This is a genomic window from Streptomyces qaidamensis (assembly GCF_001611795.1).
Taxonomy (GTDB): Bacteria; Actinomycetota; Actinomycetes; order Streptomycetales; family Streptomycetaceae; genus Streptomyces; species Streptomyces qaidamensis.
Genome location: NZ_CP015098.1, coordinates 3799867 through 3823632 on the forward strand (window position 1 = coordinate 3799867; position 23766 = coordinate 3823632).

The 23766-nt window shown below is 71.3% G+C and carries 26 protein-coding genes and 1 tRNA gene; 10 read left to right on the forward strand and 17 right to left on the reverse strand.

The annotated features are described in order from the left end of the window. The 5 genes from cbiQ to A4E84_RS16620 all read left to right on the forward strand — a co-directional run bounded on the left by cbiQ (position 1) and on the right by A4E84_RS16620 (position 3744). Positions 1-762 carry a cobalt ECF transporter T component CbiQ gene (cbiQ, locus tag A4E84_RS16600; protein WP_062927336.1) on the forward strand — a complete coding sequence of 254 codons (762 nt, stop codon included), beginning with the start codon at positions 1-3 and terminating at the stop codon, positions 760-762. After that, complete coding sequence (locus A4E84_RS16605; protein WP_062927337.1) at positions 750-1517, forward strand: energy-coupling factor ABC transporter ATP-binding protein; 768 nt, start codon at positions 750-752, stop codon at positions 1515-1517. The genes cbiQ and A4E84_RS16605 overlap by 13 nt, the downstream gene beginning before the upstream one ends. 10 nt (positions 1518-1527) lie before the next feature. After that, positions 1528-1989, forward strand: coding sequence for a MarR family winged helix-turn-helix transcriptional regulator (locus tag A4E84_RS16610; RefSeq protein WP_062927338.1), 462 nt, complete (start codon positions 1528-1530; stop codon positions 1987-1989). A 101-nt stretch (positions 1990-2090) separates the two neighbouring features. Then, positions 2091-2537 (forward strand): organic hydroperoxide resistance protein, encoded by a 447-nt coding sequence (locus tag A4E84_RS16615; protein WP_062927339.1) that lies wholly within the window; start codon positions 2091-2093, stop codon positions 2535-2537. A gap of 43 nt (positions 2538-2580) precedes the next feature. Beyond that, positions 2581-3744, forward strand: a complete 1164-nt coding sequence (locus A4E84_RS16620; protein WP_062927340.1) for a serine hydrolase domain-containing protein — start codon at positions 2581-2583, stop codon at positions 3742-3744. A 23-nt stretch (positions 3745-3767) separates the two neighbouring features. Here the strand turns inward: A4E84_RS16620 and A4E84_RS16625 are convergent, their stop codons facing one another. From A4E84_RS16625 to A4E84_RS16640, 4 genes are all read right to left on the reverse strand, one after another. Then, the gene (locus A4E84_RS16625; RefSeq protein ID WP_033312149.1) at positions 3768-4043 is read right to left on the reverse strand and encodes a DUF1876 domain-containing protein; all 276 of its coding nucleotides are present in this window, start codon (positions 4041-4043) and stop codon (positions 3768-3770) included. A gap of 72 nt (positions 4044-4115) precedes the next feature. Beyond that, the gene (locus A4E84_RS16630; RefSeq protein ID WP_062927341.1) at positions 4116-4961 is read right to left on the reverse strand and encodes a DMT family transporter; all 846 of its coding nucleotides are present in this window, start codon (positions 4959-4961) and stop codon (positions 4116-4118) included. Then, positions 4958-5473, reverse strand: coding sequence for a YbaK/EbsC family protein (locus tag A4E84_RS16635; RefSeq protein ID WP_062931474.1), 516 nt, complete (start codon positions 5471-5473; stop codon positions 4958-4960). The genes A4E84_RS16630 and A4E84_RS16635 overlap by 4 nt, the downstream gene beginning before the upstream one ends. A 44-nt stretch (positions 5474-5517) precedes the next feature. Further along, positions 5518-5703 (reverse strand): hypothetical protein, encoded by a 186-nt coding sequence (locus A4E84_RS16640; RefSeq protein ID WP_062927342.1) that lies wholly within the window; start codon positions 5701-5703, stop codon positions 5518-5520. Between the two features lie 90 nt (positions 5704-5793). Between A4E84_RS16640 and A4E84_RS16645 the strand changes: the two genes are divergently transcribed. Next, on the forward strand, positions 5794-6936 hold the full coding sequence (locus A4E84_RS16645; RefSeq protein ID WP_062927343.1) for a glutathione-independent formaldehyde dehydrogenase: 1143 nt from the start codon (positions 5794-5796) through the stop codon (positions 6934-6936). 22 nt (positions 6937-6958) lie between these two features. On the opposite strand, the gene A4E84_RS16650 is transcribed toward A4E84_RS16645, so the two are convergent. Together A4E84_RS16650 and A4E84_RS16655 are read right to left on the reverse strand one after the other, a co-directional pair. Beyond that, the gene (locus tag A4E84_RS16650; RefSeq protein WP_062927344.1) at positions 6959-7144 is read right to left on the reverse strand and encodes a DUF397 domain-containing protein; all 186 of its coding nucleotides are present in this window, start codon (positions 7142-7144) and stop codon (positions 6959-6961) included. Beyond that, complete coding sequence (locus A4E84_RS16655) at positions 7141-7986, reverse strand: helix-turn-helix domain-containing protein (protein ID WP_062927345.1); 846 nt, start codon at positions 7984-7986, stop codon at positions 7141-7143. The genes A4E84_RS16650 and A4E84_RS16655 overlap by 4 nt, the downstream gene beginning before the upstream one ends. Positions 7987-8123: 137 nt before the next feature. Here A4E84_RS16655 and A4E84_RS16660 point away from each other — a divergent pair, with 137 nt between their 5' ends. Continuing rightward, positions 8124-8525, forward strand: a complete 402-nt coding sequence (locus A4E84_RS16660; protein WP_062927346.1) for an ATP-binding protein — start codon at positions 8124-8126, stop codon at positions 8523-8525. A 60-nt stretch (positions 8526-8585) separates the two neighbouring features. Here A4E84_RS16660 and A4E84_RS16665 read toward each other — a convergent pair whose 3' ends face one another. Continuing rightward, positions 8586-10787: an MMPL family transporter gene (locus A4E84_RS16665; RefSeq protein ID WP_062927347.1), complete on the reverse strand. Its 2202-nt coding sequence runs from the start codon at positions 10785-10787 to the stop codon at positions 8586-8588. Between the two features lie 97 nt (positions 10788-10884). After that, a complete protein-coding gene (locus tag A4E84_RS16670; RefSeq protein ID WP_062927348.1) occupies positions 10885-11484 on the reverse strand; it encodes a TetR/AcrR family transcriptional regulator in 600 nt (199 codons plus the stop codon). A gap of 155 nt (positions 11485-11639) precedes the next feature. Here A4E84_RS16670 and A4E84_RS16675 point away from each other — a divergent pair, with 155 nt between their 5' ends. Further along, a complete protein-coding gene (locus A4E84_RS16675) occupies positions 11640-14870 on the forward strand; it encodes a S41 family peptidase (RefSeq protein ID WP_062927349.1) in 3231 nt (1076 codons plus the stop codon). Between the two features lie 69 nt (positions 14871-14939). Here A4E84_RS16675 and A4E84_RS16680 read toward each other — a convergent pair whose 3' ends face one another. The 4 genes from A4E84_RS16680 to A4E84_RS16695 all read right to left on the reverse strand — a co-directional run bounded on the left by A4E84_RS16680 (position 14940) and on the right by A4E84_RS16695 (position 18559). Further along, positions 14940-15158 carry a hypothetical protein gene (locus A4E84_RS16680; RefSeq protein WP_031138724.1) on the reverse strand — a complete coding sequence of 73 codons (219 nt, stop codon included), beginning with the start codon at positions 15156-15158 and terminating at the stop codon, positions 14940-14942. A 76-nt stretch (positions 15159-15234) separates the two neighbouring features. Next, a complete protein-coding gene (locus A4E84_RS16685) occupies positions 15235-16119 on the reverse strand; it encodes an SDR family oxidoreductase (RefSeq protein WP_062927350.1) in 885 nt (294 codons plus the stop codon). After that, positions 16116-17039, reverse strand: coding sequence for an alpha/beta fold hydrolase (locus A4E84_RS16690; RefSeq protein ID WP_062927351.1), 924 nt, complete (start codon positions 17037-17039; stop codon positions 16116-16118). The genes A4E84_RS16685 and A4E84_RS16690 overlap by 4 nt, the downstream gene beginning before the upstream one ends. After that, positions 17036-18559 carry a flavin-containing monooxygenase gene (locus A4E84_RS16695; protein WP_062927352.1) on the reverse strand — a complete coding sequence of 508 codons (1524 nt, stop codon included), beginning with the start codon at positions 18557-18559 and terminating at the stop codon, positions 17036-17038. The genes A4E84_RS16690 and A4E84_RS16695 overlap by 4 nt, the downstream gene beginning before the upstream one ends. Before the next feature lie 131 nt (positions 18560-18690). Between A4E84_RS16695 and A4E84_RS16700 the strand changes: the two genes are divergently transcribed. Then, complete coding sequence (locus tag A4E84_RS16700; protein WP_062927353.1) at positions 18691-19335, forward strand: MerR family transcriptional regulator; 645 nt, start codon at positions 18691-18693, stop codon at positions 19333-19335. 240 nt (positions 19336-19575) lie between these two features. Here A4E84_RS16700 and A4E84_RS16705 read toward each other — a convergent pair whose 3' ends face one another. Next, positions 19576-20379, reverse strand: a complete 804-nt coding sequence (locus tag A4E84_RS16705) for an exodeoxyribonuclease III (RefSeq protein WP_079128990.1) — start codon at positions 20377-20379, stop codon at positions 19576-19578. Positions 20380-20506: 127 nt separating this feature from the next. Between A4E84_RS16705 and A4E84_RS16710 the strand changes: the two genes are divergently transcribed. Further along, on the forward strand, positions 20507-20983 hold the full coding sequence (locus A4E84_RS16710) for a GNAT family N-acetyltransferase (protein WP_062927355.1): 477 nt from the start codon (positions 20507-20509) through the stop codon (positions 20981-20983). Positions 20984-21002: 19 nt separating this feature from the next. Here the strand turns inward: A4E84_RS16710 and A4E84_RS16715 are convergent, their stop codons facing one another. The 4 genes from A4E84_RS16715 to A4E84_RS16730 all read right to left on the reverse strand — a co-directional run bounded on the left by A4E84_RS16715 (position 21003) and on the right by A4E84_RS16730 (position 23763). Next, positions 21003-21440 (reverse strand): hypothetical protein, encoded by a 438-nt coding sequence (locus A4E84_RS16715; protein WP_062927356.1) that lies wholly within the window; start codon positions 21438-21440, stop codon positions 21003-21005. Positions 21441-21593: 153 nt separating this feature from the next. Beyond that, positions 21594-21667 (reverse strand) — tRNA-Ala (locus A4E84_RS16720). A gap of 82 nt (positions 21668-21749) precedes the next feature. Further along, the gene (gene sepX / locus A4E84_RS16725; RefSeq protein ID WP_062927357.1) at positions 21750-22964 is read right to left on the reverse strand and encodes a divisome protein SepX/GlpR; all 1215 of its coding nucleotides are present in this window, start codon (positions 22962-22964) and stop codon (positions 21750-21752) included. A gap of 172 nt (positions 22965-23136) precedes the next feature. Then, positions 23137-23763 (reverse strand): GNAT family N-acetyltransferase, encoded by a 627-nt coding sequence (locus A4E84_RS16730; protein WP_062927358.1) that lies wholly within the window; start codon positions 23761-23763, stop codon positions 23137-23139. Positions 23764-23766: the final 3 nt, after the last annotated feature.

Below are 23766 nucleotides of genomic sequence, written 5' to 3' on the forward strand. Positions count from 1 at the left end.
ATGGGAGCAGGGCACGCGCACAAGCTGTACCGGCACGGGCACTCGCCCGTGCACGGCCTGCCGCCGCACACCAAGCTCGCCGCCGTCTTCGCCTTCGTGGTCGTCGTGGTGTCGACGCCGCGCGAGGCGATGTGGGCGTTCGGGCTGTACGCCGTGCTGCTCGGGGCCGTCGCGTGGGTCGCGCGCGTGCCCGCCGGCTTCCTGCTCCGGCGGCTGCTGATCGAGGTGCCGTTCGTCGCGTTCGCGGTGCTCATGCCGTTCGTGGCGGAGGGCGAGCGGGTCGACGTCCTCGGCCTGTCCCTGAGCGTGAACGGCCTGTGGGGCGCCTGGAACGTGCTGGCGAAAGGCACCCTGGGTGTCGCGGCCTCGGTGTTGCTGGCCGCCACGACCGAACTGCGCGAACTGCTGCTCGGCCTGCAGCGCCTCAAGCTCCCGCCGCTCCTCGTGCAGATCGCGTCCTTCATGATCCGCTACGGCGACGTCATCACGGACGAGATGCGGCGCATGCGGATCGCCCGGGAGTCACGCGGCTTCGAGGCGAAAGGCGTCAAGCACTGGGGCGTGCTCGCCAAGTCGGCCGGCGCGCTGTTCATCCGCTCCTACGAGCGCGGCGAGCGGGTGCACCTGGCCATGGTCAGCCGTGGATACGCCGGCTCCATGCCGGTCATCGACGAGGTGACCGCGTCCCGGGCGCAGTGGTCGTACGCCCTCGCCCTCCCCTGCGCCGCGCTGCTCGTCTGTCTGCTGGGATGGACCTTGTGACTGCTTCTCTGGAGGTCTCGGGCCTCGCTTTCGCCTACCCCGACGGGCACCAGGCCCTCTTCGGCGTCGACTTCTCGGTCGCGCGCGGTGAGCGGGTCGCGCTGCTCGGGCCGAACGGCGCCGGCAAGACGACCCTCGTACTGCACCTCAACGGCATCCTGACCGGCGGCGCCGGCACGGTGCAGGTCGCCGGGCTGCCCGTGGACAAGCGGAACATGGCCGAGGTCCGGCGCCGGGTCGGCATCGTCTTCCAGGACCCGGACGACCAGCTGTTCATGCCGACGGTCCGGGAGGACGTGGCGTTCGGGCCCGCGGCGGCCGGGCTGAAGGGGCCGGAGCTGGAGGAGCGCGTGCAGCGGGCGCTGGAGCGGGTCGGCATGGCGGAGTTCAAGGACCGGCCCCCGCACCACCTCTCCTTCGGGCAGCGCCGCCGGGTGGCCGTCGCGACCGTGCTGGCGATGGAGCCGGAGATCCTCGTGCTGGACGAGCCGTCCTCCAACCTCGACCCGGCCTCGCGCCGCGAACTGGCGGACATCCTGCGCTCCCTGGACGTGACCGTGCTGATGGTCACGCACGACCTGCCCTACGCCCTGGAGCTGTGCCCGCGCTCCCTGATCCTCAGCGACGGGGTGATCGCGGCCGACGGGCCGACCGGCGAGCTGCTCTCCGACGAGGAGCTGATGCGGGCCCACCGTCTGGAGCTGCCGTTCGGTTTCGATCCGCGTTCCGTCCCGGCGGCTCAGGGCCGTCCGTGACAATGACCGCGTGACGAACGAGGAGAGCGACGGATCACCGCTGCTGGACGACCAGCTGTGCTTCGCGCTGTACGCCGCCCAGCGCGCGGTGACGGCGGCGTACCGCCCGCTCCTCGACGAACTGGGCCTCACCTACCCCCAGTACCTGGTGCTGCTGGTCCTCTGGGAGCGCGGTGAGACGACGGTGAAGGAGCTGGCCGCGGCCCTGCGCCTCGACTACGGCACGGTCTCGCCGCTGCTGAAGCGGCTGGAGGCCGCCGGTCTGGTCCGGCGTGAGCGGTCGGCGCGGGACGAACGGTCGGTGCTCGTGGCCGTGACGGGGCGCGGGGAGGAACTCCGGGAGCGGGCGGGGCGGGTGCCCGGCGCGCTGATCGCGGCGACCGGGCTCGACGGCACGGAGGCCGGGCGGCTGCGTGCGGAGCTGTGGCGGCTGGCCGAGCGGGCGGAGTCGGCGGCGGACCGGGCCCGCTGAGGGTTACCCCCGGTTGTGACCCCCTGGCATGACAGGCTGGTTACCGGCCAGTACCTTGTGCACGATGTATTTGTGCGCACTTGGTTCCGGGGGAGGACAGCATGACTGACGGCCCCGCCGTCGACACCCGCCCGACGAAGATCATGTTCGTGGCGGAGGCCACCGCCCACGGTGGTCGCGAAGGCTATGTCACCAGCCAGGACGGACAGCTCGACCTCAAGGTCGCCATGCCCCCGCAGCTCGGCGGCGACGGCAACGGCACCAACCCGGAACAGCTCTTCGCGGCCGGCTACAGCGCCTGCTTCCACAACGCCCTGATCCTCGTCGGCAACCGCGAGGGCTACGACCTGACCGGCTCCACGGTCGCCGCGAAGGTCGGCATCGGCCCCAACCGGCAGCGCGGTTACGGCCTCGCCGTCGCCCTCAGCGTCTCGCTGCCGGTCGTCGACGCCGACCTCGCGACCAGGCTGGTGGACGCGGCCCACGAGGTCTGCCCGTACTCGAACGCGACCCGCGGGAACATCGACGTGACCATCCTGCTTGGCTAGAGGGGAGCACCACGAGCGCAGCGGCGAGACGAGGAGTACGGGCGTGGACGTGCACGGCACAGTGGCCGAGGGCTTCGAGCCGGTGAGGGACGCGTTCGTACGGAACTTCGAGGCGCTCGGGGACCGGGGCGCCGCGGTCGCCGTCTACCGGGACGGGCGGAAGGTCGTCGACCTGTGGGGCGGCACCAAGGACGTCGACGGCACGGCCCCCTGGGAGCGCGGCACCGCCCAGGTCGTGCGCTCGGCGACCAAGGGGGTCGCCGCCGCCGTACTCCTGCTGTTGCACCAGCGCGGAGAGCTGGACCTGGACGCGCCGGTGGGGCACTACTGGCCCGAGTTCAAGGCGCGGGGCAAGGAGCGGGTGCTGGTCCGGCACGTGCTGAACCACCGCGCCGGCCTGCCGGTCCTCGACCGGCCGCTCACCCCGCAGGAGGCGCTCGACCCGCTGAAGGGCCCGGAGGCCGTCGCCGCGCAGGCCCCCGTCTGGGAGCCCGGCACCGACCACGGCTACCACGCCCTCACCTACGGCTGGCTGCTCGACGAGCTGGTGCGGCGCGTGACCGGGCAGGGCGCCGGGGAGTGGCTCGCCTCCCAGGTCACCGGCCCGCTGGGCCTGGACCTCTGGCTCGGCCTGCCGGAGTCGGAGGCCGGCCGGGCCGGGCGGGTGGGCCGCGTCGAGGGAGCCGAGCCCACCGGTGGTCTGCGGGCCCGCCCGAAGCGGTCGGTCACCGAGGCCTACGAGGACCCGGCCTCCCTCACCCGCCGGGCGTTCGCCGCGATCTCCCCGTTCCCGGACCAGAACGCCCCCGCCTACCGCGCGGCAGCCCTGCCCGCGACGAACGCGACGGCGACGGCGGACGGACTGGCCCGCTTCTACGCGACCCTGATCGGCGACACGGCCGACGCCACGCGCCTGTTCACACCGGAGACGGTGGAACTGGCCCGGGCCGAGGAGTCGGCGGGCCCCGACCGGGTCCTGGTGGTCGGCACCCGCTTCGGCCTCGGCTACATGCTGCACGGCAGCGCGTCGCCGTTCCTCACCCCGGGCTCCTTCGGCCACCCGGGGCGCGGCGGTGCACTGGGCTTCGCCGACCCGGAGACGGGCATCGCCTTCGGCTACGTCACCAACGGCTTCCGCAAGACCGTGACGGCGGACCCCCGGGCGCAGGGGCTGGTGCGGGCGGTACGGGGAGTGCTGGACCTCTAGAAGCGTCTGACCTCTGGAAGCGTCTATACGTGGATGGGGTGCGAGGTCCGCCCGGAGGCCTGGTCGATCTCCTCGTGGGCTTTGGTCAGCAACTGCATGGCGAGTTCGTTGAGCGCCCTCGCACCGGCGATCTCCTCCCCGACCCGCGGCTGATTGGCGTCGGTCCGGTGCCGACTCGCGTGGCCGTGCGCCCGTACCTCGGTGCCGTCGGGCAGACGGACCATCGCGGCCGCTCGCGTGTGCTGGTCGTCCTCCGTGAACTCCATCTCGACGTGCCACCCCACGGTGGTGTGCATCATGACGATCACCTCCGGAACACTTATTTCCAGGGTGCTCCTCGCCCGGGCCGGACGCACCCGCCTGACGGACCCCTATCCGGCGTGCAGCATCAGCCCTATGCCGACGACCAGCAGCCCGGCCGCCGCGACCCTCGGCGCGCCGAATCTCTCCTTGAAGAACACGGCCCCGATCGCCGCGCCCACGATGATCGACGACTCGCGCAGGGCCGCGATGGGGGCGAGTTCGGCCCTGGTCTGGGCCCACAGGACGAGGGCGTAGGCGGCGACGGACAGCGCGGCGCCGAGCAGCCCGACCCCGGCGAAGGGCCGGAGCAGGGCGAGGGTCTCCCCGCGCCAGTGCCACACGGCATACGCCGGGACGACGACCCCCTGCACCGCCATCAGCCAGGCGATGTAGCCGAGGGAGGACCCGGAGGCCCGCACGCCAAGACCGTCGAGGACGGTGTACACCGCTATGGTCAGCCCGGTCGCCAGGGCCGCTCCGATCGCCGCCCAGTCGGGCCGCCGCCCGCGCAGTCCCCACAGGGCGACGCCGGTCAGCCCCGCGCAGGACAGGGCGATCCCGGCGGCGGCCCACCCGTCGGGTACCTCGTGGGCGAAGAGGGCGGCGAGCAGGGTCACGACCAGCGGCGCGGTGCCCCGGGCGATGGGATAGGCCTGCCCGAAGTCGCCCAGCCGGAAGGACTTCATCAGCAGGGCGTAGTAGGCGATGTGGACGGCCGCGGAGGCGAGCAGGTACGGCCATGCCGCGGCCGCCGGAAAGGCCACGAAGGGCGCGAGGGCCAGCCCGATCAGGACGCCCCCGCCCGAGATCAGCGCGAACCCGGCCAGCTTGTCGGTGATCTTGTGGGCGATGGCGTTCCAGCTGGCGTGGGTGACGGCGGCGAGCAGGACCGCGGCGGTGACCAGGGGGGTCACGCGGTGCGCTCGCGCACGTCCACCAGGGTTCCGTCGGCGTGGGTGACGAGGTCCTCGGGGGCCATGGGGAACACGGTGTACGGCGTCCCGGCCGCGGCCCAGACGACGTCGTGCTCCAGCAGGGACCGGTCGGCGAGCACCCGGGTCCTGGTCCGGTGCCCGAAGGGCGGCACGCCGCCGATGGCGTACCCGGTGGTCTCCCGCACGACGTCCACCTTGGCCCGGGTGACCTTGTCGGCGCCGAGTTCCTTGCGGACGAGGTCGAGATCGACCCGGGAGGCCCCGTCCATGAGCACCAGAACCGGCACTCCGTCCGCGGCGAAGATCAGTGACTTGCAGATCTGGCTCAGCTCACACCCGATCGCGGCGGCGGCCTCGGCTGCCGTACGGGTGGCGTCGGGGAAGCGGCGTACGCGGCTCACGAGATCCCCGAGCCCGAGCTCCCGCAGGGCCTCGGCGAAACGGGGATGAGCTCCGGAACCTTCGGCGTCAGTGGCGGCTGTCGTCGTCATGCCCTGCACGCTAGCGGTACGTGTAGAGGGCAGGCGAGACCGTTTCAGCCGGTGGTGTCCTCCGGCCGGACGTCCGCGAACTCCCACCAGGCGAGCGGCAGCCAGTCGCCGTCGACGAAGCCGTCGACGGATCCGCCGGTGCCCTGGATGGCCACCCGGGTCCCGACCGGGTAGGTGGTGCCGGACAGTCCGGAGACCGCCACGAGAAGGGTGCCTGTACGACGAGACAAAGCGCTACTTCCTTTCTCCTCTGGGTGCAAATCGTCTCATCATGCACCAGCCTGGTATATGAGCCACGGCACAAATGGAGGTGCTTGACGATGAGGGCTGTCGTATACAAAGGCCCCTTCGAGGTAGCGATAGAGCAAGTGGAGGATCCACGCATTCAGCACCCGAACGATGTGCTCGTCCGGGTCACGTCAACAGCCATCTGCGGCTCCGACCTGCACATGTACGAGGGCCGTACGGCTGCGGAGCCGGGCATCGTGTTCGGCCACGAGAACCTCGGGGTCGTCGAGGAGACAGGAGAGGGGGTCACCACGCTCAGCAAGGGCGACCGGGTGGTCATGCCGTTCAATGTCGCCTGCGGCTTCTGCAAGAACTGTTCGGCCGGCTTCACGGGCTTCTGCCTGACGGTGAATCCGGGCTTCGCCGGCGGCGCCTACGGCTATGTCGCGATGGGGCCCTATGTCGGAGGTCAGGCGGAGTACGTACGGGTCCCGTACGCCGACTTCAACTGCCTGAAGCTCCCGGAGGGCACCGAGAAAGAGACGGATTTCGTCCTGCTCGCGGACATCTTCCCGACGGGCTACCACGGCAACGAACTGGCCGACGTGCGCCCCGGTGACACGGTCGCCGTGTACGGCGCCGGTCCGGTCGGGCTGATGGCCGCCTACTCCGCGATGCTGCGCGGTGCGAGCAAGGTGTTCGTGGTCGACCGGGTGGCGGAACGTCTCCAGAAGGCCGAGGAGATCGGCACGATCCCGATCGACTTCTCCCAGGGCAACCCGGCGGAGCAGATCAAGGAGCAGACCGGCGGCCAGGGGACCGACAAGGGCATCGACGCGGTGGGCTACCAGGCCCAGGCGCAGGGCGAGGACCGGGAGGAACCGGCGGTCGTTCTGAACTCCCTGGTCGAAACGGTCCGCCCGACGGGCGCGCTCGGCATCCCCGGTTTGTACGTCCCGAGTGACCCGGGCGGTCCCGACGAGCAGTCCAAGAAGGGCATGCTGATGGTTTCCGTCGGGCGCCTCTTCGAGAAGGGGCTCCGCTTGGGCACCGGGCAGTGCAACGTCAAGCGGTACAACCGCCACCTGCGGGACATGATCATCGAGGACCGTGCGAAGCCCAGCTTCGTGGTCTCGCACGAGCTGCCGCTCGACGAGGCATCGTCGGCGTACGAGAAGTTCGACAAGCGCGTCGAGGGCTACACGAAGGTGGTGCTCCACCCGCAGGCAGCGTAGGCAGCCCGGGCCGGGCCGACAGTCAGTCGGTGACGTACGCGAGGAACGACACCCACGTGGCGGAGGCGACCGCCACGTGGGGAGTCCCCGGGGTCTTGGAGTCCCGGATGTGGATCATGGCAGGGGCGTGGGCGACCTCTACGCAGTCGCCGGGTTCGCTGCTGCTGCTGTAGCTGCTCTTGAACCAGTGGAGTTCCGGCGTGCTCATAGTCTCCCCAGCACTTGCTCGATAAAGGTCTGCGACTCCCTTGGCGGGAGAGCCTGCGCCCGGATCATGCCATAGCGCAGTTCAAGGACCCGCAGATCACGGGGGCTTGAGACCGGGCGACCGTTGAACGCGCCCTCGGACCGGCCGATGGCCGTGCCGTCAGCGAACTTCAGCACCTCGATCAAGCCCTGCGTACCCGCGTGCTCCTCCCGATCGGTCGGCATGACTTGGAGCGACACATTCCGCAACTTGGCCATCTCCAGCAGATGTTCGAGTTGTCGGCGCAACACCATCTTGCCCCCGAGGGGGCGTTCGAGCGTCACCTGTTCCTGGACAAAACTGAGATCCGGGGCAGGATCCCGCTCGAAGACAGACTTGCGAGCCATGAGTGCGGCGCACTCCCGCTCGATCACGTCGGCCGAAAGGGCAGGCTGGCGCATCTCGAACAGCGCCCTCGCATACTCCGGCGTCTGCAGCAGCCCGTGGACGTTGTGGTTGCTGTAGAGCAACATCTCCACCGCCCGCTCCTCCAACTGCGCCAGCTCCCGCACCTTCTTCGGATACCGAGCCCTCTCCATGTCCTTCGTGAACGCCCTCAGATGCCCCTGGGCGTTCAGCACCTGGTCCGCCCTGTCCAGGTACTCCGGCCGGGGAATCCGCGCTCCCCGTTCCATCTTGCGGATCATGTCCTCGCCGTAGCCGAGCACCTCACCCAACTCGGCGACCCGCATCCCCGCCGCCTCCCGGCACACCTTCAGCAGCTTCCCCACCGCCTGGACCAGCGGCTCGATCTCGTCCCCCGGCTCGACATCCCAGCCGGCCTCGTCGACAGCCTCGTTCATGCCCCACCTCCATCGCGCAGCCGTACCCGTACAACGCCCGGGACAGCCGAGACAGCACGGGACAAGTCCCGGACAGTAGCGGTACGCACACGCACTGCCGCTGATCACTGGGCGCGAACTCCGCCACGCTGAGTCACATGAACCAGGAGACCGCCATCCGCAACCTCAGCCTTCTGCTCTCCCCGACACCCCGGGGAGCCCGGCTCGCCCGGCTCCTCGCCACGGAGCAACTCCGCGCGTGGGGACTGCCCTTGGACCCTGCCGAGCACATCGTCGCCGAGCTCGCGACCAATGCCGCCACCCACGGGCGCGTCCCCGGCCGGGACTTCCGGCTGACGCTCTACGTCATCGGCGGCACCCTCCGTATCGAGGTCACGGACACGCGCGGTGACCGGCTTCCCCACCTCACCCGGCCGGTCCCGGACGCCACCAGCGGCCGGGGTCTCCTCGTCGTTGCCGCCCTCGCCGGCCGGTGGGGTGTGACGCCCGGTCCGCACCCGCGCAAGACGGTGTGGGCCGAGGTCGACGTGCCCGGGTGAAAGGCCGGTGAGGGCGCACCGTCCCCACAGTGCCCTCACCGGCCGGTCTCTCACGAGGTGTCAGACGCGGACCAGTTCCCTGTCGTCGTCGCCGGAGGCGGTGCGCAGGCCCTCGCCCTCCACGTCCACGTTGGGCAGCGCGCGGTCGAGCCACTTGGGCAGCCACCAGGCCTTGCGGCCGAGGAGGGCCAGGACGGCCGGGACGATGGCCATGCGGACGACGAACGCGTCGAAGAACACCGCGATCGCGAGGCCGAAGCCGATCATCTTGACCATGGACTCGGACGAGCCGATGAAGCCGGCGAAGACGGCCATCATGATGACCGCGGCGGCCGTGACGACCCGGGCGCCGTGCCGGAACCCGGTGACCACGGCCTGCGCGGGCTTCTCTCCGTGCACGTAGGCCTCCCTCATCCGGGTCACGAGGAACACCTCGTAGTCCATCGCGAGGCCGAAGACCACGCCGACCATGAAGATCGGCATCATCGACATGACCGGACCGGTCTGCTCCACGCCCATCAGGCCGGACAGCCAGCCCCACTGGAAGACCGCGACGACCGCGCCGAGGGCCGCCATCACCGACAGCAGGAAGCCGAGGGCCGCCTTCAGCGGGACCAGGATCGAGCGGAAGACCACGATCAGCAGGAGGAAGGCCAGGCCGACGACCAGCACGAGATACGGCACCAGCGCGTCGTTGAGTTTCTCGCTGACGTCGATGTTCATCGCCGTGCTGCCGGTGACCAGGACGTTCGCGTCCGTGTCGGCCTTGAGGTCCGCGCCCGCGTCCCGGATGCCGTGCACCAGGTTCTCCGTCGTGACGGAGGACGGCTCGGAGCCGGGGATCACGGTGATGGTGGCGGTGTCACCGGCCTTGTTGGGCTGCGCCGGCGTGACCGTGACGACGTCCTTCAGGCCCTTGATCGCGTCGCCGGTCTCGGCGAAGACCGCCTTGGGGTCGTCGCTGTCCTTCGCGTCGACGACGACCACCAGTGGGCCGTTGAAGCCCGGCCCGAAGCCCTCGGACAGCAGGTCGTAGGCGCGGCGCTGAGTGGTGGAGGTCGGCTGGGAGCCGTCGTCGGGCAGGCCCAGTTCGAGGGAGGCCGCCGGGACGGCGGCCGCGCCGAGGCCGATGACGCCGAGCAGCAGGACCGCGACCGGGCGGCGTACGACGAAGCTCGCCCAGCGCGTGCCCAGGTTCGGCTTGGCCGGCTGGTCCTTCTTCTTCGCGCGGCCGAGGAGCTTGCCCTTCTCCCCCATCGGCTTCACCTTGCGGCCCGCGTATCCGAGCAGGGCCGGGACCATCGTCAGGGCGATCAGCACCGCGATGGCCACCGTGCCCGCCGCCGCGATGCCCATCTTCGTCAGCATCGGGATGTTGACGACGGACAGGCCCACCAGTGCGATGACCACGGTCAGACCCGCGAAGACCACCGCGGAGCCCGCCGTGCCGACGGCCCGGCCCGCCGCCTCCTCGCGCTCGCGGCCCTCGGCCAGTTCGGCACGGTAGCGGGAGACGATGAACAGGGCGTAGTCGATGCCGACGGCCAGGCCGATCATCATCGCGAGGGTGGAGGTGGTCGAGCCGAGGTCCAGCGCACTGGCCAGGCCCGTGATCGCGGAGACGCCGATGCCCACGCCGATGAGCGCCGTCAGCAGCGGCAGTCCGGCCGCGACCAGCGAGCCGAAGGTGATGACCAGGACGACCGCGGCGACCGCGATGCCGATGATCTCGCTGGAGCCGGTGTGCGGCACGGCCTGGAGCGCGTCACCGCCGATCTCGACGGTCAGCCCGGCCTTGCGCGCGTCCTGCGCGCTGTCCTTGAGGGCGTCCTTCGCCGCGTCGTCCAGCTCCATGCCGGAGACCTTGTACGACACCTGCGCGTACGCGACCGTGCCGTCCTCGCTGACGGCCTTCGCCTGGTACGGGTCGGTGACGCGGACGACTTCGGAGCCGTCGGACAGCTCCTTCACCGTCTCCTGGACCGTCGCCTTGTTGCCGGGGTCGGTCATCTTCTCGCCGCTCGGCGCCTTGAAGACCACGCGTGCGGTGGCTCCGTCGGCACTGGTGCCGGGGAAGCGCTGCTCCAGCAGGTCGAAGGCCTTCTGGGCCTCGGTGCCGGGGATGGAGAACGAGCTGTTGCCCGCGGCGGGGGCGCTGGCCGCGCCGACACCGGCGAGGGTCAGCAGGGCCACCCATATCAGGGCGACGAAGTGCCGCCGCCGGAACGAGAGCCGGCCGAGTTTGTAGAGGAAAGTGGCCACGAGGGCGTACTCCCGGTCAGTCGTGGGGTCTTCAGGGCAGGGGTGATCAGCCCGACGACGTGAGCGGAGACGTCAGGTAGGGGCTAGCTGAGGGGGACTACTCGGTGGGCGCGCCGAGGGCGGGGAGGACCACGGCGTCGATGTACGAGATGAGGAACTGTTGTGTCGGCGGCTGGTCGTCGATCAGCGTGCGCGTCGCGAAAGCGCCGGTGAGCATGTGCATGAGGTACTCCAGCGCCGGGCAGTCGGCGCGGACCTCGCCTCGGTCGACGGCCCGCTGCACCACCCGGCGGAACTCCTCCATCTCCGGCTCCACGAGGAGTTCCTTGAACGCCTGGAGGAGGTCCGGATTGGCGTGCACCGCCATGAACAGACCCCGCATCAGCGCGGCGTTCTGCTGCATGGTGCAGTCGTCCTCACGGGAGGTGAGGGCGTGCAGGTCCCCCCGGAGGGACCCGGTGTCGATGTCGGAGATGTTGCCCCGCTTGTTGTGCCGGATCGCCTTCGCCACCAGCTCGGGCTTGCCGCCCCACTGGCGGTAGAGGGTGGCCTTGCTGGACCGGGTGCGCGCGGCCACGGCGTCCATGGTGAGGGCGTCGTAGCCGACTTCGCGGAGCAGGTCGAGCACGGCCGTGTAGAGCTCGGCCTCACGCTCGGGGGTGATCCGACTGCGACGCACGGTGGCGGCCTCAGCCATCTCTCTCACCTTCCTGACTCCGAACGACACGGTTTCGTACGTCACGAAGGTAGCGCACCCCTCATAGAAACGAAACCGTTTCGTACGTGTACTGGGTCACGAGCGGGCTCTTGCCTTGAGTTGCCCTGGTCCGCCCCCCGGCCAAGCATGAGGACGTGACCTATCTGCGTCTGCCGCACCTCCATGACGATCTGCTGTGCTTCGTGGCCGAGGACGACCTCTGGCTCGCCCCGCTCGACGCCCCCGGCCGGGCCTGGCGGCTCACCGTCGACCGCACCAAGCTGGGCCACCCCCGCTTCTCGCCCGACGGCCGCCGGCTCGCCTGCACGAGCTGGCGCAGCCTGGTGCCCGAGGTCCACGTCGTCCCGGTGGACGGCGGCCCGGGCCGCCAGGTGAGCCACTGGGGCAGCGCCGACACCCGGGTCTGCGGCTGGACCCCGGAGGGCGAGATCCTGGCCGTGGCCTCGCACGGCGAGCCCTTCTCCTTCTTCACCTGGGCCTACAAGATCTCCCCCGCCGGCGACCCGGGCCGCAAGCTGCCCTGGGGACCGGTCGCGGACATCCAGGTCGCCGACGTGGACGGGGAGCGCAAATCCCTGCTCCTCACCGGCACCCCGCCGCACGAACCGGCCTCCTGGAAGCGCTACCGCGGCGGGGCCACCGGCCGGCTCTGGCTGCACGGCGAACGGCTGCTCGAAGGCCTCGGCGGCCATCTGCACTCCCCGATGTTCGTCGGCGGCCGCATCGCGTTCCTCTCCGACCACGAGGGCGTCGGCAACCTCTACTCCATCGCCCACGACGGCTCGGACCTGCGCCGGCACTCCGACCACGACGCCTTCTACGCCCGGCACGCCGCGAGCGACGGCACCCGGGTCGTCTACCAGTGCGCGGGCGACCTGTGGATCGTCGACGACCTGTCCCCGGACTCCGGACCGCGGCGGCTGGACGTACGCCTCAGCGGGCCGCGGGCGGGGCGGCGCCCCTACCAGGTGGCGGCGTCCCGGCACGTCGACGGGCTCTCCGTCGACGAGACCGGGCGGGCCAGTGCCGTCGTGGTACGCGGCAGCCTCTACTGGCTCACCCACCGGGACGGCCCCGCCCGCACCCTCACCGACATCCCCGGCGTCCGGGTGCGGCTGCCCGAGATGCTCGGCGCGAGCGGGCGCGTGGCGTACGTGACGGACGCGGAGGGCGAGGACGCGATCGAGATCGCCTCCCTGCCCCGGGCGAGCGGCGAACGGGCACCCCGGCGGCCTGCCCCGGCCGCACTGGGCCGGGTACGCGAACTGGTCTCCGACCCCGACGGCGAGCGGCTGGCGGTCGCCTCACACGACGGCCGGCTCCTCCTCGTCGACGTCACGGAGGACTCCGACGGCGAGGTCACCGAGCTGATCCGGTCGGTCAACGGGCCCGTGCGCGACCTCGCGTTCTCCCCGGACGGGGCGTGGCTGACCTGGTCCCACCCGGGCATCGGGCGGACCCTGCGGCAGATCAAGATGGCCCGGCTCGCCGACCGGCTGATCGTCGACGTGACCAACGGCCGCTTCGAGGACGAGAACCCGGTCTTCACCCGCGACGGCCGCTACCTCGCCTTCCTGTCCTGGCGCGGCTTCGACCCCGTCTACGACGTGCACACCGGCGACCTGTCCTTCCCGCTGGGCTGCCGCCCCTACCTCGTGCCGCTGTCCTCCGCGACGCCGTCCCCGTTCGCGGTGAACCCGGAGGGCCGCCCGGCCGCCGGGGGCCTGGACCCGGTGGAGGACGACGACAACGGCGACAACGGGGCCGTGACCGTCGAGGTCGAGGGGCTGGAAAGCCGCGTCACGCCGTTCCCGGTTGCCGCCTCCAAGTACTCCGCGCTGCACCCGGTGGCGGGCGGCGGGCTGGTCTGGCTGCGCTGGCCGATCTCGGGCGCCCTCGGCGAGACGTTCGCCAACCCCGACGACACCACCGGCCGGCCGACCCTGGAGCACTTCGGCATCACCAAGGCCAGGAAGACCGAACTCGCCCAGCACCTCGACTGGTTCGCCGTCAGCGGCGACGGCAGCCGGCTGGTCATCGTCGACGAGGGCGAGCTGCGCGCGGTCCCGGCGGTCGAGCAGGGCGACAGCGACTCCACCGTGTGGATCGACGCGCGCCGCATCCTGCACACGGTCGACCCGGCGGCGGAGTGGCGGCAGTCGTACGAGGAGGCCGGGCGGCTGATCCGGGCCCACTTCTGGGACCCGGGCATGTGCGGCATCGACTGGGACGGGGTGCTCGACCAGTACCGCCCGCTGGTCGAACGGGTCGCCTCCCCCGACGAGTTCGCCGACCTGCTCCGCGAGGTCCTCGGCGAACTGGGCACGTCCCACGCCTACGTCACCGCCGCCCGGCGCAACGAGGGCCCCCCGCACTACCAGCGCCGGCAAGGCCTGCTGGGCGCCAACTTCGTCCGCAGGAACGGCGGCTGGGCCGTGAAACGGATCCTGCCCGGAGACTCCTCCGACTCCAAGGCCCGCTCCCCGCTGGCCGGTTCGGGCATCCGGGAGGGCGCGGTCCTCACCCATGTGGACGGCCGCCCGGTGGATCCGGACGCGGGCCCCTACCCGCTGCTGGCCGGCGCGGGCGGTACGACGGTGGAGCTGACCTTCGACCCGGCGGAGGGCACGGGCCCCTCCCGGCGGGTCGCCGTCGTCCCGCTCGTCGACGAGCGGCCGCTGCGCTACCAGGACTGGGTGACCAAACGCCGTTCCGTGGTGCGCGAGTTGAGCGGCGGGCGCTGCGGCTACCTGCACATCCCCGACCTGGGCGGCTCGGGCTGGGCACAGTTCAACCGTGACCTGCGCATGGAGGTGTCCCGCCCGGCCCTGATCGTGGACGTGCGCGGCAACGCCGGCGGTCACATCAGCGAGCTCGTCATCGAGACGCTGAGCCGGACCATCCTGGGCTGGGACCTGACCCGCGACGCCCAGCCGGTGTCGTACACCGCGAACGCTCCGCGCGGCCCGGTGGTGGCCCTGGCCGACGAGGCGACCTCCTCCGACGGCGACATGATCACCGCCGCGTTCAAGCTGCTGAAACTCGGCCCGGTCGTGGGGCAGCGCACCTGGGGCGGGGTGGTCGGCATGACCGGCCGCCACGAGCTGGGCGACGGCACGGTGATCACGGTGCCGATGAACGCGGCCTGGTTCGACGCCTACGGCTGGTCGGTGGAGAACAAGGGCGTCTCCCCCGACATCGACGTCCTGCGCACCCCGCTGGACTGGGCCGAGGGACGGCACGCCCAGCTGACCGACGCGGTGGAGCTGGCGCTCGGACTGCTGGAGAGCAACCCGCCGGCGATGCCGCCGACCTACGGCGACGTCCCGGACCGCTCCCGTCCGAAGCTGCCGCCCAGGACGTGAACGCCCTGGCTCGTACACGGGAAAGGGGCGCCCCGCACGGGGACGCCCCAGTCCGCTCAGCACGCAACGTCAGGCGTCGAAGTCCTGGTCGAAGCGGTCCTCCTGCTCGCGCTCACGGTCGCGCTGCGGCTCCGTGCGCTCACGGTCGCGCTGCGGCTGCGAGGGGTCCATGTCCTCGTCGCGCCGGCGGTTGCGGCCCGGCACCTGCTCACGGGCCTGCTCCGCCTTCTGGCGAGCCTGGTTCTGCCACTGCTCGGACTTCTCCTGGAACTGGTCCTTCATACCCATGTGGGTTCACTCCCGTTGGGGGTGAGGGGATCTGGCTCGATCAGATTCACACGGGCCGTGACGCTGCGCATGTCGATCACTCACGGAGCGTAGTCCGCTGCTGCTCATCGGCCGCACCACCGGCCCCGACCAGGCCCGTGCGCATGCCCGTCAGCCGGTCCGCGAACCGCCGCATCTCGCGCTGGCCCACCGTCCCGATGACCGCGGGCAGGTAGCCGCGCACGCCCTGCATCCCGCGCAGCCACCACTGCCCGTACACATGGCTCGACCTGCGCTCGATCCCCTCCACCAGCCGGTCCACGGCCGGCCCCAGCGGATACGTCTTGTTCGACGGCCAGGGCAGCCGCTGCCTCAACTCCCGCATGACGTCGTCCTGATCGGCCCCGCGCACCATGTCGGTGTCGGTCCACGACAGATACCCGACGCCCACCTTCACACCCCGGTGCCCGACCTCGGCCCGCAGGCTGTGCGCGTACGCCTCCACACCCGACTTGGACGCGCAGTACGCGGTCATCATCGGCGCCGGGGTGATCGCGGCGAGGGACGCGATCTGCAGCAGATACCCCCGGCTCTGAAGCAGCGGCGGCAGGAAGGCGCGGCCGGTCACCGCCGAGCCGATCAGGTTGACCTCGATCACCCGCCGCCAGGACTCCGGGTCGGAATCGACGAAGGGCCCACCGGTCGCGACACCGGCGTTGGCGACGACGATGTCGACCCTCCCGAAGCGTTCCTCGACCTCGCCCGCGACCCGGGCCATCGCCTCGTGGTCGGTGACGTCGGCGTGCCAGTGGTCGCTGTCGCCGTGCAGCCGCCCGGAGACCTGCTTGAGCGCGTCCGGCTCCAGGCCGACGAGTGCCACCTTCACCCCGCGCGCGGACAGCTTGCGGGCCAGCAACTCCCCGACGCCGCGGGCCGCCCCGGTCACCACGGCGACCTTGCCCTCAAGGCTCACCCTGCTCATGCGCTCTCCTCGGATACGACCTGGATGTGTGTGCGGACGAGGTCCCGGATGGTGCCGTTGACCAGCTCGGGCGCCTCGACGGGCGTCATGTGACCGATGCCGGGCAGTTCGACGATGCCGGTGCAGTGCGGCAGCGCGGCGGCCAGGGCCCGGGCCTGCACCGGCGGCGTCAGCCGGTCCGCCGTCCCGACGATCACGGCCGTGGGCACGTCCAGTTCGCGCACGCCGTGGTCGAGGTCCAGCAGATCCAGCACCTGCGACCAGGCGTGACGGACCTCGCGGGGGCAGGCGTGGACGATCCGGGCACACGCCTCGATCATGTGCGGGGCCGAAGCGGGCCCCATGGTGCCGTACTTGAGGATCCGGCGGGCCAGCGGCGTGACCGGCCCGAGCGGGGCGCGGGTGCCGAGGATCCGCCGGGTCAGCCAGGTCCGCACCCGCCCCGCCCGCAGCGGGACGACGGTGGAGGCCGCGACCAGCTGCGAACTGCCCGTGCTGCACAGCAGGACGGCGGCGGCGTGCGCCCGGAAGGCGGCCTTCTTGGAGGCCGCCATGATGGTCATCCCGCCCATGGAGTGCCCTGCGACCACGGCCTGTTCGCCGGGCGCGAGGGCGGCTTCGAGGACGGCCTCCAGATCGTCGGCGAGCGCGTCCGCGCTGCACGCCGGGCTCGCGGGGCTGCGCCCGTGGCCGCGCTGGTCGTAGGCGATGACCCGGTGGTCGGCGGCCAGGTCGCGGATCTGCGCGGCCCAGAAGGCGGTGGAGCACGTCCAGCCGTGGGCGAGGACGACGGCGGGGGCGCCCTCGGGCCCGTGGACCTCGACGTGCAGCCGGGCGCCGTCGGCGGAGACGGCGGTCAGTTCGCGCGCCGGGGCGGGCGGGGCGTAGGGGCCGGAGTCGACGTGCAGGAGGCGGCTCACGCTTCCACCCCGGCCTTCTCCTGCGCGGTGGCCTTCCTCGCCGCGGGAGCCCGCAGGACGTCGTACTCCGCGAGGTCGACACCCCGCGTGGCCCGCCGGAACTCGCCGGTCGTGCCGGGCCAGATGGTGGTGTTGCGGCCGCTCGCGTCGAGGTACCAACTGGTGCAGCCGCCGGTGTTCCACACGGTGCGCTTCATACGCTCCTGCACCCGGTGGTTCCAGGAGCGCACGGCGTCCGGGCGGGCGTCGAGGGCCACCCGGCCACCGAGCACGTCGAGTTGACGGACGTAGTCGGCCAGGTAGTTCAGCTGGGACTCGATCATCAGGATCATCGAGGAGTTCCCGAGGCCGGTGTTGGGCCCGATGATCGTCATCCAGTTGGGGAAGCCGGCCGCGGAGGCGCCGCGCAGCGCCTCCATGCCGCCCTTCCAGGTCTCGGCGAGGGTCCGCCCGTCGGCGCCCACGACCCGCTCGGCGATGGGCATGTCGGTGACGTGGAAGCCGGTACCGAAGACGATCGCGTCCACCTCGGCCTCGCTGCCGTCGGCGGCGACCAGGGTGGACCCGCGGACCTCGGCGAGCCCGCTCGCGACCACGTCCACGTTGGGCTGCGCGAGCGCGGGGTAGTAGTCGCTGGACAGCAGGATCCGCTTGCAGCCGATGCGGTAGTCCGGGGTCAGTTTCGCCCGCAGCACCGGGTCCTTGACGGAACGGGCCATGTTGCGCCGCGCCAGCTCCTCGACCAGGCCGAGCTGCTTCGGATGCTTGGTGAACGCCTGGACCTGCAACTCCCGGATACCCCACAGCAGTCCGCGCCTGAGCTGCGAGGTGAAGGGCAGCTGCCGGTGCAGCCACCGCTCGGCACCGCTGATGTTCCGGTCGACGCGGGGCATGACCCAGGGCGGCGTGCGCTGGAACAGGGTCAGGCGTGAGACCTCGGGCTGGATGGCGGGCACGATCTGGGCGGCCGAGGCCCCGGTCCCCACCATGGCGACGCGCTTGCCGCGCAGGTCGCAGTCGTGGTCCCAGCGGGCCGAGTGGAAGACCTTGCCCGGGAAGGAGTCCAGACCCGGGACGTCCGGGATCTTGGGGTCCGACAGCGGCCCGGTCGCCGACACGACCATGTCCGCCGACAGGCTCCCGCTGCTGGTCTCGATGTCCCAGCACAGCCGTTCGGCGTTCCAGCTCATCCGCTTCACCTCCGAGTCGAAGCGGATGTGCGGGCGCAGCCGGAACACGTCCGTCACGTGCTCCAGGTAGGCGCGGATGTGCTCCTGCCCCGAGAAGGCGCGCGGCCAGTCGGGGTTGGGCGCGAAGGAGAACGAGTACAGATGGGAGGGCACGTCACACCGGCATCCCGGGTAGCTGTTGTCCCGCCAGGTGCCGCCGACACTGCTCGCCCGCTCCAGGACGACGAAGTCGGTGACGCCCTCGCGGCGCAGCCGCACGGCGGCCCCCAGCCCGCCGAACCCGGACCCGATCACCGCGACCCGCACATGCTCGTGTTCGCGCTCGCCCATGCCGACACCTCCACACACCAGGAGAACCATGCCAGTGAACACTGGCGCAATGGGAGCGTAGGGCAGCGGCGTACTGATGGGTAGGGGGCGGGACGAGGAAAGTTACCCCTGGTACGCCTTAAGGTGCCCAGGTGGCCGAGAAGCGTGAATACCGCATGGAAGAGCTGGCCCGCCTCGCCGGGATCACGGTGCGCACCCTGCGCTTCTACCGCGAACGCAAACTGATCCCGCCACCCCGCCGCGAGGGCCGCATCGCCTGGTACGACGACCAGCACCTGGCCCGGCTGCGCACGATCACGGCCCTGCTGGAGCGTGGCCACACCCTCAGCGGCATCGCCGAACTGGCGGAGGCCTTCGACCACGGCCGCGACGTCGGCGACCTGCTCGGCGTCGGCGGCCCCACCGAGGAGGAGCCGGTCCACCTCACCCCCGAGGAACTGGCCGACCACTTCGCCGGCGAGGCCACCCCGGAGAACCTCGCCGCCGCGATGGAACTCGGCTACCTCGGCACCGACGGCGGGGAGATCGTCCACGTCAGCCGCCGCCTCCTGGACGTCTCCTCGGCCCTGGTCCACGAGGGCATCCCCCTCGCGGAGGTCCTCGGCGCGGCCCAACAGGTCCGCACCCACGCGGACGCCCTCGCCGAACTCTTCACCACCCTGGTCCTCCGCCACGCCTCCCCGGAGGACCTGCCCCGCCTGCGTCCACTGGCCCGCAGCGTGGTGGAGGCGGAACTGTCACTGGCGCTGGACCGCAGGATGCGCGGACAGGACTAGCAGTCGATGAGGATCCCGCCCAACCGTCCAGCCATGCGGAGAGATTCACCCGGTCGAGGCGAGATGACTCGGGGGCGGCTCCTCGGAGACGGAGTTGGCGTCACAGTCGCCAAGGGACGGTCGGGCGGCGGACCGGAGCGACCGGCCGGACCCGATACCTCACGCCTGACCTTCACCATCGGGTCGCGTACTTGATCCGCCCTGCGACACGTGGGGGGGGCCAGATGCCGCCCCCCCATGTCACATATCGAAGACGACCGTCACCGGAGCATGATCCGACCACCGTTCGTCGTGGCTGGCCGCCCGCTCCACGAACCCCTTTACCGCCCGCCCGGCGAGCCCGGGGGTGGCCACGTGGAGGTCGATCCTCCAACCTGAATCGTTCTCGAAAGCCCGCCCCCGGTACGACCACCACGAGTACGGACCCTCGGTGTCCGGGTGGAGCGCGCGGACCACGTCGACGTAGCCGCCGTCCTCGGCAGTGAGGACCCGGGTCAGCCACTCCCGCTCCTCGGGGAGGAACCCGGAGTTCTTCTGGTTGCCGCGCCAGTTCTTCAGGTCGGCCTGCTCGTGGGCGATGTTCCAGTCGCCGCAGACGAGCACCTCACGCCCCTCGGCGGCGGCACGCTCCCGCAGCCCCTTCAGATAGGCGAGGAACTCGCCCATGAAGCGTTCCTTCTCGTCCTGCCGCTCGGTGCCGACCTCGCCGGAGGGCAGGTAGAGGGACGCGACGGTGACCCCCGGCAGGTCGGTCTCCACGTACCGCCCGCTGCCGTCGAACTCTTCCGAGCCGAACCCGACCTGGACCCGGTCGGGCTCGCGGCGGCTGTAGAGGGACACCCCGGCCCGCCCCTTGGCGGCGGCCGGCGCGTGCACGACATGCCACCCCTCCGGCGCGCGGACGGACCCGGGCAGCTGCTCCGGCTCGGCGCGCACCTCCTGCAGGCACAGCACATCGGCCTCGGTGTCCGCGAGCCACTCCACGAAGCCCTTCTTCGCGGCGGCACGCAGACCGTTCACATTCACAGAGGTCACTGTCAGCAAAACACTCTCCTCGACATCACAGGCGACCCCATCGGCAGGACCCGTTGTCGGAGGTCACAGTGAGCACCAGGGCACGATACCGGCACGCTGGACGAGGTCCAGTTCCGGATCGAATACCGTAGCGGCCATGCACATACGCCGGGTCTCCTTCGACCACCCCGACGCCATGAAGCTGAACGACCAGGTCCAGGCCGAGTACGCGGTCCGCTACGGCGACGACGGCGACGCCACGCCCATGGCCGCCACGGACTTCGACCCGCCCAACGGCACCTACCTGATCGCGTACGACGAGCACGGCACCCCCGTCGCCTCGGGCGGCTGGCGCGCCCAGGACACCAACGACGAGGGCAACCTCGACGGCGACGCCGAGCTGAAGCGCATGTACGTGGTCGACGGCATGCGCGGCCGGGGCCTGGCCCGGCGCATCCTGGCCGCCCTGGAGGAGGACGCCCGCGCGGCCGGCCGCGTCCGCATGGTCCTGGAGACCGGCACCAAGCAGCCGGAGGCCATAGCCCTGTACACATCCAGCGGCTACGAGCCGTGCGCCAAGTTCGGCTACTACCGCCTCTACGACTCGAGTCGCTGCTTCGCGAAGCGACTCTGATCACACGGCTGACGAGGGCTCAGCGACCGTCCGGGCCACGGCCCTTGTCACGCGCCGCGCGCTGCCGCCACCACTCGGTCACCGAGCCGCTCTCGCCCCGCCGGTGCGGCGGCACCAGCGCCTTCGGCCAGTTGAACCAGGCGATCGTCAGATGCAGCGCCGTCCAAGGGAGCGAGCCAAGGATGAAGATCGCACCGACATGCACCGGTGCGATCCCCGCGACGCCTTCGGCAGCGGCCGCGGTGGCGACACCGGCCTTGAGGCAGACCGCCGAGGCGGCCAGGGTGACGATGCCGCGCTCGTGCCCGCGTACGGCCGACGGGTTCCACGAGTACCCGTACATGATGTCGGGCGCCCGGTCGGAGCCGGTCCAGTGCAGCCACGCCGCCCGGACCGGGAACAGGTCCACCCCGCCCGCGAGGACGGCGGCGAGGGCGACGGGGACGAGGTGTGCCACGGCACCTCCGCGGTGAGCGCATCGGCTGGACGCCCCCGTGTCCACGGTGAGATCGCGAAGGAGATCCATGGCCCGGCCAAGCTTGGGCAACGTTGTGGCGCTGAACACACGTCAGAGCCCCGGTCGGTTTCCCGACCGGGGCTCTGAGCTGCGTGGACCTGAGGGGATTTGAACCCCTGGCCCCCTCGATGCGAACGAGGTGCGCTACCGGACTGCGCCACAGGCCCTTGCAACGAGTGAAACTTTAGCACCCCGATCGGCCTGCTTGGAAATCCGTTCCCCAGGGGCGGTCACCTGCGGCTTCGCGGCCTACTCGTTGGCGGCACGAGGCCGATCCCCGTCCTCGTACTGGTCGAACAGGGGTGTGCGCCCGCGCTCCCGGGCACGCCGTGCGGAGGCCGCCCTCCGGGCGTCGGAGCGGCCGTCGCCGTCGCCGTCGCCCGCGTCCTGGGCGGAGTGGTCCGGCTCGCCCGGGTGGTCTGCGCCGGAGTCGTTGTCCGCGTTCGGGGCGACCGTGCTCGACCGGGCCGAGCTCCAGGTGTCGGGGGCGCCGAGATCCACGTCACTGGTGGCCCGCGGGGCGACCGGGGCGGTCACGTACGTCGGCAGGGGCACCGGTACCGGCTCCCAGCTGTCGCCGCCCTGCCCGGGCCGCCGCTGCCGCTCGCGCTGCTGGTCGACCCACTCCGCGTGGTCGGTCTGCTCGACGAGGGCGCGCCGGTCCGCGGCGAGGGCCGACAGGCCGGGGTCGGTCACCGGCTCGGGTCCCTCCTCCGGTTCGTCGCTCTCCTCGTCGGCGAGGGTGCGCCGGCGGGGCTGGCGCTGCCGCTCCCGCAGGCGCTGCGCCGCGACCTCGGCCATGCGGCGGTCCATCTGGTAGGCGAAGCGGCGGCGCTCCTGGGAGCGCAGGTACGCGATGTAGACGCTGAGCATGACCGCGGGCACGCCGGGCGCCCACAGGAAGGCGAGCCCTCCGACCGCGGCGACGATCGCGCCGAGGGTGAAGGCGAGGAACAGCATGGTGGTGGTGCGCCGGCGGCGCGCGAGCACCTTCGAGCGCCGGGCTCGTGCCGCGGCCGCCTGGTTCGCCTGCGCCGAGGCGCTGCGCCGGGCGGCGGGGACCCGTTCCCGGGGGCGTCCGGACGTCGCCGCGTGCGGTGCGGGCGACTGGCGGGCCGGGGATTCGGGGGCCGGGCGGGCCGGCTGTTCGGGGCCGGGCGAGGGTACGGGTGCCTGGGTCTGGGGACGGGTCTTGGACACGGCGAAGGCCCGGACGTCCACCGAGTCGGTGACGGCGTCCAGGTCGTCGGCGTCCTGCTCCCCCTCGTCGGTGGAGCGCGCCCGCAGGTCCTTGGCGTACCGGCGCTCCATCCCCGCCCGTCCGGACAGCAGCCGGATGGCGGTGCTGAAGCGTTCCGTCGGACGGGCCTCGTTCAGCTCGTCCTGCCTACGGAGCCACATCGGCACCAAGTAGGCGGCCCAGGCCCCGACAATGACTGCGTAGATGAGGCCGCTGCTGCTCACGCCTCACACCGTAGAGGGGTTTGCGTGAGGCCATCTGCCAATTGAGCCGGTGTGTCGCACGATCTGGCTGATATTTCGAACTTTTCTTGTGATCGATGCGATCAGCAGACCGCCCAGGCCCGGAATTCCTTGGCCTGAGATGGTCACCGGTCGATCAATTTCGAACACTTATTCAATTTCCGGGGTGGTGCCGCATTCCCGGATTACTCTGCGATCGTGCCCGCTGCCAGCGCCTCAGCAACCCGTCCGGCACCTCTTCCGCGGTGAGGGCGAACACGAGATGGTCGCGCCAGGCCCCGTCGATGTGGAGATAACGCGGCCGCAGACCCTCCTCGCGGAATCCGAGTTTCTGCACGACCCGGCGGCTGGGCCCGTTCTCGGGGCGAATGCAGACCTCGATGCGGTGCAGTCCGACGGTGCGGAAACAGTGGTCGGTGACGAGCGCCACCGCCGTCGGCATCACGCCGCGGCCGGCCACCGCCTCGTCCACCCAGTAACCGACGTGGCCCGAGCACATCGAGCCCCAGGTGATCCCGGCGACCGTCAACTGCCCCACCAGCCGCCCCTGGTACTCGATGACGAAGGGCAGCATCCGGCCCGCGTTCGCCTCCGACCGCAGATGGCGGACCATCTGGCGGAAGGTCGGGCGGTGCGTCATCGGCCCGCCGGGCGTGGGCGGCGGGATCGTCGCCTCCCAGGGGCGCAGCCAGTCGCGGTTGCGCCGGTTGACCTCGCGCCATGCCCGCTGGTCGCGCAGCTTTATCGGCCTGAGGACGATGTCGCCGTCCACCAGCTCCACGGG

Coding starts and splice junctions, on each gene's coding strand:
- cbiQ (WP_062927336.1), top strand. CDS start 1: ATGGGAGCAGGGCACGCGCACAAGCTGTACCGGCACGGGCACTCGCCC.
- A4E84_RS16605 (WP_062927337.1), top strand. CDS start 750: ATGGACCTTGTGACTGCTTCTCTGGAGGTCTCGGGCCTCGCTTTCGCC.
- A4E84_RS16615 (WP_062927339.1), top strand. CDS start 2,091: ATGACTGACGGCCCCGCCGTCGACACCCGCCCGACGAAGATCATGTTC.
- A4E84_RS16625 (WP_033312149.1), bottom strand. CDS start 4,043: ATGATGCACACCACCGTGGGGTGGCACGTCGAGATGGAGTTCACGGAG.
- A4E84_RS16635 (WP_062931474.1), bottom strand. CDS start 5,473: ATGACGACGACAGCCGCCACTGACGCCGAAGGTTCCGGAGCTCATCCC.
- A4E84_RS16645 (WP_062927343.1), top strand. CDS start 5,794: ATGAGGGCTGTCGTATACAAAGGCCCCTTCGAGGTAGCGATAGAGCAA.
- A4E84_RS16650 (WP_062927344.1), bottom strand. CDS start 7,144: ATGAGCACGCCGGAACTCCACTGGTTCAAGAGCAGCTACAGCAGCAGC.
- A4E84_RS16655 (WP_062927345.1), bottom strand. CDS start 7,986: ATGAACGAGGCTGTCGACGAGGCCGGCTGGGATGTCGAGCCGGGGGAC.
- A4E84_RS16660 (WP_062927346.1), top strand. CDS start 8,124: ATGAACCAGGAGACCGCCATCCGCAACCTCAGCCTTCTGCTCTCCCCG.
- A4E84_RS16670 (WP_062927348.1), bottom strand. CDS start 11,484: ATGGCTGAGGCCGCCACCGTGCGTCGCAGTCGGATCACCCCCGAGCGT.
- A4E84_RS16680 (WP_031138724.1), bottom strand. CDS start 15,158: ATGGGTATGAAGGACCAGTTCCAGGAGAAGTCCGAGCAGTGGCAGAAC.
- A4E84_RS16685 (WP_062927350.1), bottom strand. CDS start 16,119: ATGAGCAGGGTGAGCCTTGAGGGCAAGGTCGCCGTGGTGACCGGGGCG.
- A4E84_RS16695 (WP_062927352.1), bottom strand. CDS start 18,559: ATGGGCGAGCGCGAACACGAGCATGTGCGGGTCGCGGTGATCGGGTCC.
- A4E84_RS16710 (WP_062927355.1), top strand. CDS start 20,507: ATGCACATACGCCGGGTCTCCTTCGACCACCCCGACGCCATGAAGCTG.